The sequence below is a fragment of the Paenibacillus sp. BAC0078 genome (assembly GCF_054483875.1).
Genome location: NZ_JBTLRW010000018.1, coordinates 13,913 through 29,906, shown reverse-complemented (window position 1 = coordinate 29,906; position 15,994 = coordinate 13,913). Strand labels below are relative to the sequence as shown.

The 15,994-nt window shown below is 51.7% G+C and carries 14 protein-coding genes and 1 other annotated feature; all 14 genes read left to right on the top strand.

The genetic code is table 11. The features are described 5' to 3' along the window. Positions 1-56 precede the first annotated feature (56 nt). Positions 57-334 (top strand) — a binding site (T-box leader). A 139-nt stretch (positions 335-473) separates the two neighbouring features. The 14 genes from ACX1DY_RS24880 to minD all read left to right on the top strand — a co-directional run bounded on the left by ACX1DY_RS24880 (position 474) and on the right by minD (position 15,874). Next, the gene (locus ACX1DY_RS24880; RefSeq protein ID WP_458966967.1) at positions 474-3,110 is read left to right on the top strand and encodes a valine--tRNA ligase; all 2,637 of its coding nucleotides are present in this window, start codon (positions 474-476) and stop codon (positions 3,108-3,110) included. A 6-nt stretch (positions 3,111-3,116) separates the two neighbouring features. Continuing rightward, positions 3,117-4,493 carry a bifunctional folylpolyglutamate synthase/dihydrofolate synthase gene (locus tag ACX1DY_RS24875; RefSeq protein WP_458966886.1) on the top strand — a complete coding sequence of 459 codons (1,377 nt, stop codon included), beginning with the start codon at positions 3,117-3,119 and terminating at the stop codon, positions 4,491-4,493. 7 nt (positions 4,494-4,500) lie between these two features. Further along, entirely contained in the window at positions 4,501-5,877 is a 1,377-nt protein-coding gene (gene murC / locus ACX1DY_RS24870; RefSeq protein WP_458966885.1) for a UDP-N-acetylmuramate--L-alanine ligase, read from the top strand. Positions 5,878-6,080: 203 nt separating this feature from the next. Beyond that, positions 6,081-7,262 carry a glycosyltransferase family 4 protein gene (locus ACX1DY_RS24865; protein WP_458966884.1) on the top strand — a complete coding sequence of 394 codons (1,182 nt, stop codon included), beginning with the start codon at positions 6,081-6,083 and terminating at the stop codon, positions 7,260-7,262. Positions 7,263-7,446: 184 nt separating this feature from the next. After that, the gene (locus ACX1DY_RS24860) at positions 7,447-8,628 is read left to right on the top strand and encodes a glycosyltransferase family 4 protein (RefSeq protein ID WP_458966883.1); all 1,182 of its coding nucleotides are present in this window, start codon (positions 7,447-7,449) and stop codon (positions 8,626-8,628) included. Between the two features lie 77 nt (positions 8,629-8,705). After that, positions 8,706-10,022 (top strand): SPOR domain-containing protein, encoded by a 1,317-nt coding sequence (locus ACX1DY_RS24855; RefSeq protein ID WP_458966882.1) that lies wholly within the window; start codon positions 8,706-8,708, stop codon positions 10,020-10,022. Between the two features lie 171 nt (positions 10,023-10,193). Next, positions 10,194-10,439, top strand: a complete 246-nt coding sequence (locus ACX1DY_RS24850) for a DUF4321 domain-containing protein (protein WP_458966881.1) — start codon at positions 10,194-10,196, stop codon at positions 10,437-10,439. Positions 10,440-10,474: 35 nt separating this feature from the next. Continuing rightward, positions 10,475-11,086, top strand: coding sequence for a Maf family protein (locus ACX1DY_RS24845; RefSeq protein ID WP_458966880.1), 612 nt, complete (start codon positions 10,475-10,477; stop codon positions 11,084-11,086). A 15-nt stretch (positions 11,087-11,101) separates the two neighbouring features. Beyond that, positions 11,102-11,791, top strand: a complete 690-nt coding sequence (radC, locus tag ACX1DY_RS24840) for a RadC family protein (RefSeq protein ID WP_458966879.1) — start codon at positions 11,102-11,104, stop codon at positions 11,789-11,791. 40 nt (positions 11,792-11,831) lie between these two features. Next, entirely contained in the window at positions 11,832-12,866 is a 1,035-nt protein-coding gene (locus ACX1DY_RS24835; protein WP_458966878.1) for a rod shape-determining protein, read from the top strand. Positions 12,867-12,925: 59 nt separating this feature from the next. Beyond that, positions 12,926-13,804, top strand: coding sequence for a rod shape-determining protein MreC (gene mreC, locus ACX1DY_RS24830; protein ID WP_458966877.1), 879 nt, complete (start codon positions 12,926-12,928; stop codon positions 13,802-13,804). Further along, on the top strand, positions 13,804-14,334 hold the full coding sequence (gene mreD, locus ACX1DY_RS24825; protein WP_458966876.1) for a rod shape-determining protein MreD: 531 nt from the start codon (positions 13,804-13,806) through the stop codon (positions 14,332-14,334). Before mreC ends, mreD begins: the two co-directional genes overlap by 1 nt. A gap of 80 nt (positions 14,335-14,414) precedes the next feature. After that, complete coding sequence (gene minC, locus ACX1DY_RS24820) at positions 14,415-15,074, top strand: septum site-determining protein MinC (RefSeq protein WP_458966875.1); 660 nt, start codon at positions 14,415-14,417, stop codon at positions 15,072-15,074. A 5-nt stretch (positions 15,075-15,079) separates the two neighbouring features. Continuing rightward, positions 15,080-15,874 carry a septum site-determining protein MinD gene (gene minD / locus ACX1DY_RS24815; RefSeq protein WP_458966874.1) on the top strand — a complete coding sequence of 265 codons (795 nt, stop codon included), beginning with the start codon at positions 15,080-15,082 and terminating at the stop codon, positions 15,872-15,874. The last annotated feature ends 120 nt before the right edge of the window (positions 15,875-15,994 follow it).

The following is a 15,994-nucleotide window of genomic DNA, read 5'->3' as shown; positions in this document are numbered from 1 at the left end:
GTGCGTATGCTGGTTGACTAGGAATAGTACTAAATGTATTATGGAAATAAGTAAAGTGAAAGACTGGGAACGGGAAGAGTAGGCGGTCAGCCCTTCAGAGAGCGGAATTTGTTGTTGCTGTGAACTTCCGCAGGATGCAGCCCCCGAAGTCGCCCCGGAGTCGCCCTTCTAAGCCTGATATGAAGATCAGGGTAGGAAGTGGCCGGATGCAGCCGTTATCTGCATGAGTGTCGCGCTGGGCTTTTAGAACCGTAAGGGGCTAAAGGCTGAGGGTTATTTTTGTATAGCGCGAAACAAAGGTGGTACCGCGAAAGAATGGCCTTTCGTCCTTTGAGACGAAGGGCCTTTTTGTGCATAATATGCTACTTAAATGGAGGGTTCCAACAATGGCTGATCACAACATCACAACGCCTGAGCTGCCGGAACTGCAGGATACAGCAGAGGCTGGCGCAACAAACGGCAAACAAAACGATATGCCGACTACATATGATCCGAAGTCGGCGGAGCAGAAATGGTACGCTTACTGGATGGAGCACGGCTTCTTCGAAGCAGGCAAACGTCCTGAAGCAGAACCCTACAGCATAGTAATTCCCCCGCCGAATGTTACGGGCATGCTGCATATCGGGCATGCGCTTGACTTCACGCTGCAGGATATTCTGATCCGCACCAAGCGGATGCAAGGCTACGATACCCTCTGGCTGCCGGGAACAGACCATGCTGGTATTGCAACCCAGACTAAGGTGGAGCAGAAGCTCCGCCAGCAGGGCATCTCCCGCCACGACCTCGGACGAGAGAAGTTCCTGGAGCAGGTATGGGCCTGGAAAGACCAATATGCGGAAACCATTCATGAGCAATGGGCGAAGATGGGCTTGTCCCTCGACTATTCACGCGAACGGTTCACCCTGGATGAAGGAATGTCGAGCGGTGTACGCAAGGTTTTTGTAGAGCTGTACCAAAAAGGCCTGATCTACCGCGGCAAACGCATTATCAACTGGGACCCGGCCGCACGTACAGCTCTGTCTGATATCGAGGTTGAATATAAAGAGGTTAACGGCCATCTGTATCATCTGCGTTACCCGCTAAAGGACGGCAGCGGCTTCCTTACGGTAGCCACGACGCGTCCCGAAACGATGCTGGGCGATACGGCTGTAGCGGTGCATCCGGAGGATGAGCGCTATAAGGACCTGGTTGGCAAAACCTTAATTCTTCCGATTATTGGTCGCGAAATTCCAATTATTGCCGATGAATATGTAGAGAAGGATTTCGGCAGCGGCGCGGTTAAGATTACGCCGGCCCATGATCCGAATGACTTTGAAGTAGGTCTTCGCCACAATCTTCCGCAAATTAATGTAATGGATGAGAGCGGGACGATGAACGAGGAAGCCGGCCCTTATCAAGGCCAGGACCGCAGTGAATGCCGCAAGGCCATCGTTAAGGATCTGCAGGAGCAGGGCGTGCTGGTTGCTATTGAAGACCATGTGCATCAGGTAGGGCACAGCGAGCGCTCGGGCGCAGTTGTTGAGCCTTATCTGTCCACCCAGTGGTTCGTCAAGATGCAGCCTCTGGCGGAAGCGGCCATTGCCGCTCAAAAGGATGGCACTGGCGTTAACTTTGTGCCGGAACGCTTTGAACGGACGTATTTGAACTGGATCGAAAATATCCGCGACTGGTGTATTTCCCGTCAGCTATGGTGGGGACACCGCATCCCGGCCTGGTACTCCGAATCTACGGGCGAAGTGTTTGTTGCGGGTAGTAAAGAGGAAGCCCGTCAAATTAGCGGCTTAGATGATTTGAAGCAGGACGAGGACGTTCTGGATACCTGGTTCAGCTCCAATCTGTGGCCGTTTGCGACAATGGGCTGGCCGGATGAGAGCAGCAGCGACTACCAGCGTTTTTATCCGAACAATGTCCTGGTTACCGGCTATGACATCATTTACTTCTGGGTAGCCCGGATGATCTTCAGTGCGCTTGAATTCACCGGCAAGAAGCCGTTCTCTGACGTCTTTATGCACGGCTTGGTACGCGATGCCGAAGGACGCAAGATGTCCAAATCTCTGGGCAACGGGATTGATCCGCTGGATGTTATCGAGCAGTACGGCGCGGATGCGATGCGCTTTATGGTTTCGACAGGCATCACGGCCGGTCAGGATTTGCGCTTCCGCATGGAGAAGGTAGAGCAGGCGCGCAATTTTGCCAACAAGATCTGGAATGCTTCACGCTTTGCGCTGATGAATCTGGAGGGTGTAAGCTTTGCAGATATTGACATTACAGGTGAGCTTTCGACAGCAGACCGCTGGATTCTTCACCGCCTGAACGAAACTTCTCGCGATATTACGCGTCTAATGGACGCGTACGAATATGGCGAAACCGGCCGTCTCCTGTACAATTTCATCTGGGATGATCTGTGCGACTGGTATATTGAATTCGCGAAGCTGTCGCTTTACGGTGCGGACGCTGCCGCCAAAGCCAAGACGCAATCGGTGCTCGCTTATGTGCTGGACCGTACGCTGCGCCTGATTCATCCGTTCATGCCGTTCATTACGGAGGAAATCTGGCAGCATCTGCCGCATGAGGGTGACACGATCACCTTGGCGGAATGGCCGAAATACGACTCCGCTCTGGAGAACGCCGGGGCTGTGGCGGAAATGAACCTGCTGATGGACGTAATCCGTGCAGTCCGCAATATCCGTGCCGAAGTAAACGTTCCGATGAGCAAGAAGGTAGAGCTGATCATCAAAGCCGCCGACGAAGAGACGCTCAGCATTATTTCCCGCAACGACAACTATATCGGGCGTTTCTGCAACACCTCTTCCTTTGAGGCGGACCTCAATCCGCAAACACCGGACAAGGTAATGTCCGCTGTGGTTACGGGAGCAGAGCTGCTTCTGCCGCTCGCAGGACTGATTGATATCGAGCAGGAAATTATCCGCCTGGAAAAAGAAGTACAGACGTTGAACAGCGAAGTAGAGCGCGTGGAGAAGAAGCTTGGCAATCAGGGCTTCGTCGCCAAAGCGCCGGCTAAAGTCATCGAAGAGGAACGGGCGAAGCAGGCGGATTATTCCGCCAAACGTGAGAAAGTGCTGGCCCGCATCGCAGAGCTGAAAGGATAAGGGACCATGGAAGAGTTGATCGGGAGCGGCGGAACCGCTCCCTTAAGTTCTTATACAGAAGCGGTGGATTGGATTAACGGCCTGATTCCTTTTGGCATCCGCCCGGGGCTTGAGCGGATCGAATGGCTTATGGAGCTGCTTGGCCATCCGCACCGCCGGCTGAAGTTCATTCATGTGGCGGGAACGAACGGCAAGGGTTCGACCTGTGCTTTTCTGACCCAGGTGTTGATTCAAAGCGGATATAGCGTCGGAACCTTTACGTCTCCCTACATCACTAAATTCACGAACCGTTTTCAGTATAACGGTACGGATATTTCCGAAGCAGAGCTGACGGAGCTGGCGAACAGGCTGCATCCGCTGGTTGAGAGAATCGCGGACAGTGAGCTTGGATCGCCCACTATGTTCGAGGTCTCCACAGCTCTGGCAATTCTCTATTATGCGGAAGTCTGCCATCCCGATGTAGTCGTATGGGAGACAGGTCTTGGGGGAAGGCTGGATGTAACGAATATCGTAACCCCGATTGTGTCTGTAATTACGAATGTCGGCCATGATCATACCGATGTCCTGGGAGATACGCTTGAGAAGATCGCCTTTGAGAAAGCCGGGATTATCAAGCCCGGTGTTCCTGCTGTAAGCTGCGTAAGCCAGCCGGAGGCAATAGCGGTTCTGAAGGCCAAAGCTGAGGCCGGCAAATCCACGCTCTATCTTGCCGGAGAGGATTTCGGCTATGAGAATGTCCGGATCGAGGACGGCTTGCAGACCTTTACCTTCAAAGGTCCTTTCCGTACGCTTGAGCTTGGAATCGCCATGAAGGGCGAGCACCAGCTCAGTAATAGTGCTGGAGCTATGATGGTGCTGGAGGTTCTGCGCCAATATATGGCGTTCATGCTGGAGGATGACGATGTGGCGGAAGGCTTCCGCCGCACTTTTTGGGCGGGAAGGCTGGAGGAAGTGAGCACTTCTCCGCGAATTGTACTGGACGGGGCACATAATCCTGAAGGTGCGGAGAGCCTGGCTAGAAGTCTGCCGCAGTTTTATAAGTACAATAAATTAAATTTGCTCATGGGAATGCTGGCTAATAAGCATCATGAGTCATACTTCAAGCATATACTGCCTATAGTGGATACGCTCATCCTGACCGAACCGGATTTCCGGAAAAAAATGGACGCGGAAGACCTGCAGGCCATCGCAGAACGTCTGCGCGAGAAATATGCCAAAGAAAATTTGGAAATCATTGTAGAACATAATTGGGGCCAAGCGCTACAGCTGCTGCAGTCGATCACAGCGGAGAAGGACCTTGCGGTTGTCTCTGGAACGCTGTATTTGATCTCTGATGTGCGCAGTACGCTTTTAGGGCAACCCGATTCTGAAAAAGGCTGGTGACGAACTGTTGGATACTACTGAACGTGTGCATTTTATAGGGATCGGCGGCTACGGTATGAGCGCGATAGCCCGGGTAATGCTGGAAATGGGATATACGGTTACGGGCTCTGACGTGGCGGCTCAGGAATTGACCGAGAAATTGATTGCCAAAGGCGCCAAGGTCTATATCGGACATACGGCGGAGCAGGTGAAAGGCGCGGACCTGGTCGTGTATTCCACGGCTTTGGCGAGTGATAATGTAGAATGGGTAGAAGCGGAACGGCTTAAGATTCCGGTTCTGCACCGCTCGCAAATGCTGGCCCGGCTGCTGAATGAGCGCAAGGGTGTGGCTATTGCCGGTGCGCATGGCAAAACTACCACCTCTTCTATGATCGCTCTTATCATGGAGGACTGCGGGGTAGACCCGACTTATATTATCGGCGGAGAAATTATGAATGTCGGCACGAATGCGAAAGCAGGACAAGGGGAGTATGTTGTAGCTGAAGCGGATGAAAGCGACGGCTCCTTCCTGCAGTACCATCCTTGGCTGGGCATCGTTACGAATATTGAAGCGGATCATCTGGAGAACTACGGCGGTGATTTTGGACGGCTGAAGGCAGCCTATGTGCAGTTCATGAACCAGATGCGTGAGGATGGCACTGCGATTGTCTGTGCGGATGATGAGACAGCCGCCTCCCTTCTGCCGGAAGTGACAACGAATGTCATCACCTATGGCATTCATTCAAAGGCTGCAGATTACACTGCGACTGATATTGTTCTTGGCGACCGCCAGGTGTCGTATACAATGAACTACGGCAGCGAGGTGCTGGGCCGGATTGAACTGTCTATTCCCGGAAAGTACAATCTCTATAATTCCATGGCAGCAGTGATCGCTTGTCTGAAAGCAGGAATTTCGTTCGATGCGATTGCCGCCTCCATTGTGAAGTTCCACGGCGCGAAGCGGCGGTTCCAGGTGCTTGGAGAAGTCAATGATATTCTGGTCATTGATGATTATGCGCATCATCCAACGGAGATTCAGGCAACGATCAGTGCAGCCAAGGCAACCGGCAAGCGGATTATCGCCGTTTTCCAGCCACAGCGCTACACACGTACCTTCTTCCTGCTGGATGCCTTCAGCCGTGCCTTTAGTGAGGCCGATGAAGTCATTATTACCGACATCTATTCGCCGGCTGGAGAGAAGCAGATAGAGGGCGTTAGTTCCGCTAAGCTGGTAGAATTGATCGTGCAGAACAGCAATGCCGGTGCAAGGCATCTGCCGACTAAGGAAGCTGTGCTGGCCGATTTGCAGGGCCGTCTTGCTCCGGGTGATCTCGTTCTCACAATGGGCGCAGGAGACATCTGGAAGGTCGGATATGCACTTGCCGATGGATTGAAGAAGCTCTAAAACTTGTATCACAATATAGGTAATTTACGGAAACGGCTGCTGCCCTTTTAGATAAGGGTGGTTATGCCGTTTCTTTTTTATGGAAAAATATTTTTGAAAAATCCACAAAACGACAAAAACAGGATGCACTTTGGGGTAATATATGCTAGACGCTTAGCGGCGCGGACAGAGATATAGAAACTATGAGAGTAGGAGACGAAGACATGAGGGAGAAAATGTTGTTTATTTCTGCAGAGAACCCATTTCCGCAAGACAGCGGCGGCAAGCTGAGAACGGGCAATATCCTGAATATTTTACTGGCTAAATATGATGTGGACCTGTTAACCTACCGCAATCAAAAGCCCGCAGCAGAGAAAAAAGGAGTGCCAGCCCTTTCCGTACATGAGGTTGAACGCACAATGAATTACCGCAAGGCCATGCTCCGTTCGTTATATAAATGGCGCAACAGCTCTTATATGAGTCATGCAGACGTAGATATGCGCAGCCGGATTAATGAGCTCAGCCGCCAGACTAATTATAGTCATGTATTTATATCACATAGCCTCCTTGGGAGCTGTATTGATATTGTCAGGCAAACGCTGCCCGGGGCCGTCATTGTTACCGATGCCCACAATTTCGAGAGCGGCCTGTCCGCACAGCTTGCAGAGAAAAAGCAGGGGCTTGCCAAGCTGTTTTATTCGCTTAACGCTTTATGGACACGGCGGGATGAATTGAAGCTGATGAATAAAACAAATCTGCTGCTGACCACCTCGGAGCAGGACGCTTTGGCCTTCAAGGCGCTATCGCCCGCAAATTCAAGCAAGGTTCAAGTCATTCCGAACTTTATTCGTCTGGAGGATTATCCTGCAAAGAAGAATATCCCCAAAGAAAAGTGGATTATTTTACCGGGCAACATGAACTATTTTCCAAATGTTAACGCAGCCACTTATTTCTACCGCGATATCTATCCGCTCGTGAAGGCGAAGGTGCCGGAGATCAAGTGGTATATCGTTGGCCGGGATGTGCACCCGGAGGTCGCGGCTCTGGCTGAAAAAGACTCCTCCATCGTAATCACCGGTTACGTTGACAGTGTGGCCGACTATGTGCGCAAAGCTCAGGTTGTCATTGCTCCCCTGCGGGAAGGAAGCGGGACACGTCTGAAAATTCTGGAGGCCTGGGCGCTTAAAACACCTGTAGTATCAAGCTCAAAGGGAGCGGAGGGCCTGCGCTATGAGCATTCCAGAAACATAGTGATTGCCGATGATCCGGTAGCCTTTGCAGACAGTGTGGTTCAGCTCCTACAGGATCATGAACGGGGAATAGTGCTGGCGGACCATGCATACGAAACGCTGCTTGCCTATTACGAAGCGGGTAGTGTCAGGGAAAAACTGCTCCGTTTCGTTTGAGTTTGTGTATTTTTCACAAAAAAATATTTTTTACCCTATAAATCGACATACATTTGGGCGAAAATGCGCTACTATTGATCTACATCTAAAGTTTCATAAAAAGCGGCGGGATGGTCCCCAGTCTGCTTTTTTTCTGCATATTTGTTTGCATAGATAGTTTTCATAGAAATAAGGAGCTAAAGCCATGAGAAAGAGAATGCTCTTCCTGTCAGCCCGGAATCAATGTGGCGAGAATCTTGGAGATGAACTCAGAACAGAAAATTTTCTTAATATCCTATTGGAGAAATTCGATATTGATCTCCTGGAGTATTGCCATTGCGAGCAGGAGCTGCTAACCGGTTCCGTACCTGCTCTTACCGTCCACCGGGTCAATCGGATCTCTACGCCCGGAGGGCCGCTGCTGCGTACGCTGAACAGGCTGCGTTCCGGCACTGATCCGGCAGACGCCGGTAAACATTTGCGGACCAGGATCAAGGAGCTGTGCGGCCTCCATACCTACAGCCATGTGTTTATATCACACAGACTGCTGGCGAACTGTATTGATATGGTTGCTTCTTTGCTTCCCGGAGCGGTCATTATTACGGATGCTCAACGGACCTTGAGGAGACCTGCGGGTAGGGAAGGGATAGGCAAGCGGGGGATTAAGCAACATTACCATAAGATAAATGCGGCACGGGTCCGCCGGGATGAGCTCAAGCTAGTGAATAAGACCGGCCTCTTGCTGACGGCTTCCGAGTGGGATGCTTTGTCCTTCAAGGCTTTATCCTTTGCCGACGCCGGAAAGGTGCATGTCATTCCGCCTTTTGTTAATCTGCAGGAATATCAGTATTCTGAGCCTGCCCGCAAAGAGAACGGGATTGTGCTCCATTGGAACATGCATACCGTTAAGGGGAAGAATGCCGGCCTATTATTTTACAGGAAGATATATCCTTTAATTCAGGCCGAAATACCGGATTGCAAGTGTTACATAATGGGGGCGGATGTGCACCCGGAGCTTCTGGAACTGGCCAAAGCGGATTCCTCTGTTGTGATCGCCCAAGAAGTCGGGCTTGCTGCGGATTATATACGCCGGTCGAAAGCGGTTATTGCCTCTTTGCGTGAGGGATACGGAGAACTGATGCAGATTCTTGAAGCCTGGGCGCTTCGGACTCCAGTGGTGACAAGTCCGAAGGGCGCGGAGCAATTAATCTGCGAAAATGGGCGGAATATATTGCTGGCAGACACTGCCGAGGGGATTGCCGATCATGTGGTGAAGCTGCTGCAGACACCCGAGCTTGGTTCCATCATCGCGGAGCGGGCTTACCGGACGCTGCTCAAGCACTATGAGCTGAAGAAAGTTAAGGCTAAAGTGCTAAGTCTGGTGTAATTATAGCAAAATAGCATATCTTCCTCTCGTCTATCATATATTTCTTTATAGAATAGACGACAGTGAGGTGTAGGCGCTTGAGTAACGGAAGAATGACATTCCGGTTTGATGTGGATAGGGAGAAGAGCAGACCTGAGCCGCTGGAGCGCAGGTCAACAGCAGGGCTGGGAACAGCCAAGGAGTACGCGGAAATAGAGCTGCGGCGGGAGGCCGAGTTGCGGCGGCGGTCAATTGATACTGATTCTGAGGCTGAGCAGGCAGGGCATTTAGTAGAACTTGGCGAGTATGATCTTATTGACCTCCGCAGGCAGGAACGGGGGGAAGGGTTCAGAGAGCTTGATGATACAAGGCAGTCGTTCTTTCGCTCTGGTCATGCGCCTGATTTATGGGAGCGGGAGCCGCGTTATCCACTTGTTCCTCAAGGTGACCCTGAGGATGAATACGGGGAGCGGTACCGGTCCGGTGAATGGAAAACAGAGGCTGAGTCTTTCGGCGATATTCCGCTGTCCGGGGGTGGCTACAGCGGCAGCTATCATACCCGCCGTCCCTCCTATTGGTGGAAGCTTGCCCTTGCCATAACGGGTGCATTAGGAACCGGTGTGCTGCTCGGATATGCCGCTTTATCTTTTATAGGCGGAGGAAGCCTGGCGGGGGGAGGCGGCAATACCAAAGTGGACTCGGCTGTTGTGCAGAACGGTACGACCGCGGCAGATGGACAGACCTTGGCAGGAAATACGGACTCCGGGCCTTCCGGTACCGCAAAAGACGGAGTAAGCCGGATTCCCGTACAAGTGGCGGCACAAAGCTATTATCTCCTGCAATACGGTGTCTTCAGCACACCGGCGGGTGCGGAGCAGGCAAGGCAGGATCTGCTGGATACCGGTCTTGCCGCGGCTCTCGACCCTGCGGACGGCAACCGGGTGTATGCCGGCATGTCGCCTGACCGCGAGCAGGCCAAGCTGCTCAGCAGCGGTCTGAAGAATCAAGGAATCGAGCTTTATGTAAGAGGGGTGACACTCCCGGCTGTAGAACAAGCTGCCTATGCGGGAAAGGCTGAACCGGTGAACAGCTATTTCGCTGCCAGCGGGAAGCTGCTGAATGAAATGAGCGGACTGTCGGCTTCGCTGTTAAGCGGACAGGGCCAGGCAGCTGACAGCTCGGCGGTCAGCGATCTTCACATGCAGTGGACCGAAGCGGTTAAGACGCTTGAGCCCGGATTGCCAGCAGAAGCCCGGAATCTTTGCGCAGAGCTTGAGAAATCCATGAGCCAGGGGATTTCCGCACTGAACGAGTATAAGAAGAACAAAGCCCAAGGCCATCTGTGGGAGGTGCAGGAAGCCATGATGAGCTTCCTCACCGGACAGAAGCGCCTGCTGTCCCTGCTTGCTGAATGAGTGTACAAATGAATATGTTATGGAGATCCTCCGCTTACGGTTTTCCGCCGGGCGGGGGATTTTTTTGCTGCCCGAGTGGTAATCATTTCCGTACCGGATTTTGCGTTTGTATTGAACTCCGTTTCACCGTATAATAATTAGGGTGTCAAAAAATGGCGAGGGAAGACTTAGATGAAGAAGAAAAATGTAGGTATACTGCTGTTATTTCTTATTCTGGGCTGGCTGGCCGGGGCGTGGATCGCCAAGCTGCTGGAGCCCGTGAGAGCTCTGTCTTTTCTTACAACCTCGACTGTACTTAAATGGTCGCCGCAAGCCGATTTGGACATCATATCCTATGACATCACTATTCATTTGAAATTGTGCTTGCTCAGCCTAGCCGGTATTATCATAGCCCTGTGGCTCTACCGGAGACTATAGCATTCGCTGCTGAATTCAGAAGGGACGTTTATACTGTGGAGCATGACAACTCACGTCTTATTATTCTTGCTTCGGGCTCGCCGCGCCGCCGGGAGCTGTTATCTCTTCTGGGCTTGCCCTTCGAGGTAATGGTTAGCGACGCTGATGAGAGCACGCCACCGGGCTTGACGCCGGAGGAAATTGTGCGCATTCTGGCTTTGCGTAAAGCAGAAGCCACCATGCATGCCGTGGGAGAGCAGAGTGCTCTTATCATTGGCAGCGACACGATTGTCGTGCTCGATGATAAGGTGCTTGGCAAGCCGGTAGACCGGCAAGACAGCAGAAACATGCTGCGGATGCTTCAGGGCAAGACCCATCAGGTATACACCGGAGTCGCTTGCATCGGGACGGAAGGCAGAACTGTAGTTGAGCACCGTGTAACCTCTGTAACCATGAGAGAGATGAGCGAAGAGGAAATTACCGCCTACATTGCTACCGGGGAGCCAGCCGACAAGGCCGGCTCTTATGGGATTCAAGGACTGGGCGCCACACTGGTGGAACGGATTGACGGCTGCTATTTTAACGTGGTCGGATTGCCGCTTTCGCTGCTGGGGAGCATGCTGTCCAGCTTTGGCATTTCTGTGCTGGGCCGTCAAGGAGCGCAATAGGAAAGAGGGATAGGGATGGAGACGCAATTACTTATGCTGCGGGACCTCCCCCATGAAGAACGACCACGAGAGCGCATGATGCACTATGGGGCGGAATCACTTAGCCAGGCGGAGCTGCTGGCCATTCTGCTGCGTACAGGTACGCGGTCGGAATCGGCTATTCATATTGCCCAGCGGATGCTGGGACAGGCAGGAGGTCTCCGCGGGCTGGCGGACCTGAGTATTGAAGAACTGACGAATATCAAAGGCATCGGTCTTGCCAAGGCCGTGCAACTGAAAGCTGGCATAGAGCTGGGGAGACGTATGGCAAACTCCCGGCTTACCGAACCGGTCATCATCCGCAGTCCGAAGGACGCGGCGGAGATTCTGACCGAGCAACTGCGTTATTTGCAGAAGGAGCATTTTGTCTGTCTCTTTCTGAATACGAAGAATCATGTTATTGCGCAGGAGACATTATCCATGGGCAGCCTCAACGCCTCCATTGTGCATCCCCGCGAGGTGTTTCGGGCAGCTATGAAATGCAGCAGCGCAGCTATTATATGCGCACACAATCATCCGAGCGGCGATCCTACGCCAAGCCCGGAGGACATTTCTCTCACCTCAAGATTGCTCCAGGCTGGTGAAATTGTCGGAATCGACGTGCTGGACCACCTGATCATTGGTGACGGCAGCTTTGTAAGTTTGAAGGAAAAAGGCTTTATGTAATATAATTGTCCAGATACACAAGGAAAAGGAGAATACAAGCATGTTAGGTGGTTTTACGAAAGATTTAGGAATTGATCTGGGGACAGCGAATACGCTAGTCTATGTACGCGGCAAGGGGATCGTTGTCAGAGAGCCTTCCGTTGTGGCCATTAATACAGATACCAAGTCGATAGAAGCCGTAGGCGAATCTGCCAAAAAAATGATCGGCCGTACGCCGGGAAATATCCGGGCCATTCGTCCAATGAAGGATGGAGTAATTGCCGATTTTGATACCACGGCTACAATGATTAAATATTTTATCCGCCAGGCGCAGAAACAGCGCTCTATGTTCCAGCGCCATCCGAATGTGATGGTCTGTGTTCCATCCGGTATTACCGCTGTTGAGCAGCGTGCAGTTGAAGATGCTACGAAGCAGGCGGGAGCGCGTGAGGCTTACATTATCGAGGAGCCTTTTGCCGCTGCCATCGGTGCGGATCTCCCGGTGTGGGAGCCAACAGGCAGTATGGTTGTGGATATCGGCGGAGGCACCACCGAAGTGGCCGTAATCTCCTTGGGCGGTATCGTAACCAGCCGTTCTGTAAGAGTGGCCGGAGATGAGGCGGATGAGTCCATCATTCAATATATCAAACGCCAGTACAACCTGATGATTGGAGAACGCACTTCAGAGCAGCTTAAGATGGATATAGGCTCTGCCCTTCCGCTTGAGAAGGCTGAGACGATGGAAATCCGGGGCCGTGATCTCGTGACCGGACTGCCGAAGACGCTGACCATTACATCTGACGAAATTTGCGAAGCATTATCGGATACCGTTAATTCGATTATGGAAGCTGTTAAGGTAACGCTGGAGAAATGTCCGCCGGAGCTGGCAGCCGACATTATGGACCGCGGTATTGTTCTTACGGGCGGGGGAGCGCTGCTGCGCAATCTGGATAAGCTGCTGGCCCGCGAGACAGGAATGCCGGTCATTGTAGCCGAGAATCCGCTGGATTGTGTGGTTATCGGAACAGGCAAAGCCCTTGAGAATATTCATCTCTTCAAGAGCCGCAGTGGCTCCAATCTTCGCTCCAAGCGATAAGCATCGGTTCTGCATGTGAACGTCAACCCCTGATATGGGAGAAATACGTTTGTTAGAGGGTGTTGAAACTGTTTAAGCTGTTTAATAATAAACGTCTATTCATATTATTGATTACACTGGTTATGTTTATCGTTGTCATGGGGTTCAGTCTGGGGGCAAGGAAATCCTTGTCCTGGCCGGAGAATTTTCTCAGAGATACGACCGGTTTCGTGCAGAATCTGTTCTACAAGCCCGCTGGATATGTAGCGGGCTTGTTCCAAGATATCGGGAATTTGCATGATCTTGCCGAGGAGAATGAGCAGCTCAGAATCCTGGCTGCCCAGTATGCGCGGGATAAAGCTCAGTATAATTTCATCAAGGCGCAGAATGAACTATACAAAAAAGATCTTAAATTTACTCAGGCCCAGAAGAATCTGTACAATTATGAGTACCATATTGCCAACGTTGTCAGCGTGACTACCGAGCCTAGCAATAACACACTTGTTATTGATCTCGGGTCAAAGGACGGAATTAAGCCTAATATGTCCGTGACCTCTGTAGAGGGATTGGTTGGTGTGATCAGCAAAGTAAGCAATTTCACTTCCACGGTGAAGCTAATGACCATGATGGATGTGAATGATCCGAACTCCCAGCCGCCGATTGCTGCAACGGTCTTCAACAAAGAAGGCAATACCTTCGGCATGATTGAATCCTACGACCAGCAGACCGGCATGCTGATGATGAACAAGATTCCTGCAGGCAATCCGGTTGCTGTGAATGATACCATCATCTCTTCCGGTATTGGCGGATTGTACCCTCGCGGGATGACGATTGGAACAGTCAAAAGCGTTAAGGTCGGAGAGTACGGATTAACTTCAACGGCAATCATCGAACCGGCAGCGGGTTTTCAGGATTGGAAGGAATTGTTCGTTGTCTTTACGGAGGAGCGTGCCGAATAGTGAAGATGCGCAGGTCCGTCTTAATTCTGCTGTTGTTTCTATTATTTATCATTGAGGGCACGATTATGCCCTGGCTGCTACCGGATGCCTGGGAGATGCGGATCATTCCCAATCTCGTTTTTGTCGTGATTCTATTTGTTACGGTATATCATCACCGTCATACGGCACTTATACTTGGCTTATCCTTCGGAATGCTGCATGATGTGGTATTTTATGGCCGGATTCTTGGCGCCCATTCCTTTGCGATGGGGCTGTCCGCTTATTTGATTGGCCTGGTGTTCCAGCTTCCGCGTGCGCCGCTGCCGCTGATGATGTCTGTTATCCTGCTGGGCAGCCTTCTTGAGGACAGCATGCTGTTTGCGATTTACAGCGTCTTCAATTTAGGCCAGGTTCCTTATAATTGGGCACTGCTGCATCATATGCTGCCTACGATGTTGTTTCATTTTGTCATTGCCCTGCTCCTCTATGTTCCTCTTCGGCGCCAACTAGAGCTGCTGAAGAAAGAGACCCGCAAGGAGGAGGCTGCTTGAGCCGGACTACATTTTCTTACATGGGAAAGAAGGAATTTGCCTGGCCCGGCACGAATGAATGAGAATGGGGGGACAGGCATATGACAGTACAATCCAAGCATGTAAGGATAAAGGGCATCAAAGATGGCCTGGTTTTCCTGCTCGACGACAAGTGCCCCTTTGAAGATCTCTTAAGCGAGCTACGCTATAAGCTGGAGCACAGTCATCAAAATATTTTGACCGGACCCATTATGCATGTGGATATCAAGCTGGGCAGCCGTGCTGTAACTGAGGAAGATAAGGAAGCCGTGCTGGACATTCTGAAAAGCCAGGGCAACCTGCTGATCCGGTCCATAGATGCTGTAGAGGAGCCTTCCGACAAGGACGAGGATGCTCTGTTTCTGATGAGTGGAATGCTTCGTTCCGGCCAGGTGCTGCACCATGAAGGGAATCTTCTGTTTCTGGGCGATGTGAACCCGGGCGGGACAATATCCTGTACCGGTGATATTTATATTCTCGGAGCACTCCGGGGAATGGCTCATGCCGGTGTAGACGGCAATCAGGAGGCGATCATCGCTGCTTCTTTGCTGTCACCGACACAACTGAGGATAGCCGATGTAATCAGCCGCCCTCCGGATGAATGGGGAACCCGGGAGAGCAGCATGGAATTTGCCTATTTAACGGACGGCGCTATGCAGATCGACAAAATTCATAATATAGTCAAATTACGTCAGGGTTTAAATGTGTTTAAAGGGGTGTAGCCTCCATGGGAGAAGCGATTGTCGTAACCTCGGGCAAAGGCGGAGTGGGTAAAACAACCACAACGGCCAATATTGGCACCGCGCTTGCATTGCAGGGCAAAAAAGTATGTCTGGTCGATACCGACATTGGACTGCGGAATCTGGATGTAGTCATGGGGCTGGAGAACCGCATCATTTATGATCTTGTCGATGTAGCAGAAGGCCGCTGCCGCCTTAACCAGGCGCTGGTCAAGGACAAGCGCTTTGATGATCTGTACATGCTGCCGGCGGCTCAGACGAAGGACAAGACCTCTGTTACACCGGAGCAGGTGAAGGATATTGTGCTTGAGCTCAAGAAGGAATATGAATATATCCTGATTGACTGTCCGGCGGGAATCGAGCATGGGTTCCGCAATGCCATTGCCGGTGCAGATAAGGCTATTGTCGTTACCACGCCGGAGCATGCTGCGGTGCGGGATGCAGACCGGATTATTGGCCTTTTGGAGCAGTCGCATGTTGAGTCGCCGAAGCTGGTGGTTAACCGGATACGGCCGGGGCTTATAAAATCAGGGGATATGCTCGATATTGAGGATATTCTGCAGGTGCTGAATATTGATCTGATCGGAATTGTTCCCGATGATGAGCTGGTGATCAAGGCGGCGAATAGCGGTGAGCCAACGGTTATGAATCCCGATTCGGCTGCGGCAATCGCCTACCGCAACATTGCCCGGCGTATTCTCGGGGATGCCGTACCGCTTATGCAGCTAGACCGCAAGCCGGGGGCATTCAAGAAATTTAAGAAGTTCTTTGGTATGGGCTGAACGTATATACTGCATGATTAGAAGATCAATCTATCGCATGATCCCGCCAGCAGTAAACTCTGCGGCGGGATTTTTTTGCGACAACCCAATTTGCCGCATTTCTGTAATCCACCTCGGCCG

Coding starts and splice junctions, on each gene's coding strand:
- ACX1DY_RS24880 (WP_458966967.1), top strand. CDS start 474: ATGCCGACTACATATGATCCGAAGTCGGCGGAGCAGAAATGGTACGCT.
- ACX1DY_RS24875 (WP_458966886.1), top strand. CDS start 3,117: ATGGAAGAGTTGATCGGGAGCGGCGGAACCGCTCCCTTAAGTTCTTAT.
- ACX1DY_RS24865 (WP_458966884.1), top strand. CDS start 6,081: ATGAGGGAGAAAATGTTGTTTATTTCTGCAGAGAACCCATTTCCGCAA.
- ACX1DY_RS24860 (WP_458966883.1), top strand. CDS start 7,447: ATGAGAAAGAGAATGCTCTTCCTGTCAGCCCGGAATCAATGTGGCGAG.
- ACX1DY_RS24850 (WP_458966881.1), top strand. CDS start 10,194: ATGAAGAAGAAAAATGTAGGTATACTGCTGTTATTTCTTATTCTGGGC.
- radC (WP_458966879.1), top strand. CDS start 11,102: ATGGAGACGCAATTACTTATGCTGCGGGACCTCCCCCATGAAGAACGA.
- ACX1DY_RS24835 (WP_458966878.1), top strand. CDS start 11,832: ATGTTAGGTGGTTTTACGAAAGATTTAGGAATTGATCTGGGGACAGCG.
- minC (WP_458966875.1), top strand. CDS start 14,415: ATGACAGTACAATCCAAGCATGTAAGGATAAAGGGCATCAAAGATGGC.
- minD (WP_458966874.1), top strand. CDS start 15,080: ATGGGAGAAGCGATTGTCGTAACCTCGGGCAAAGGCGGAGTGGGTAAA.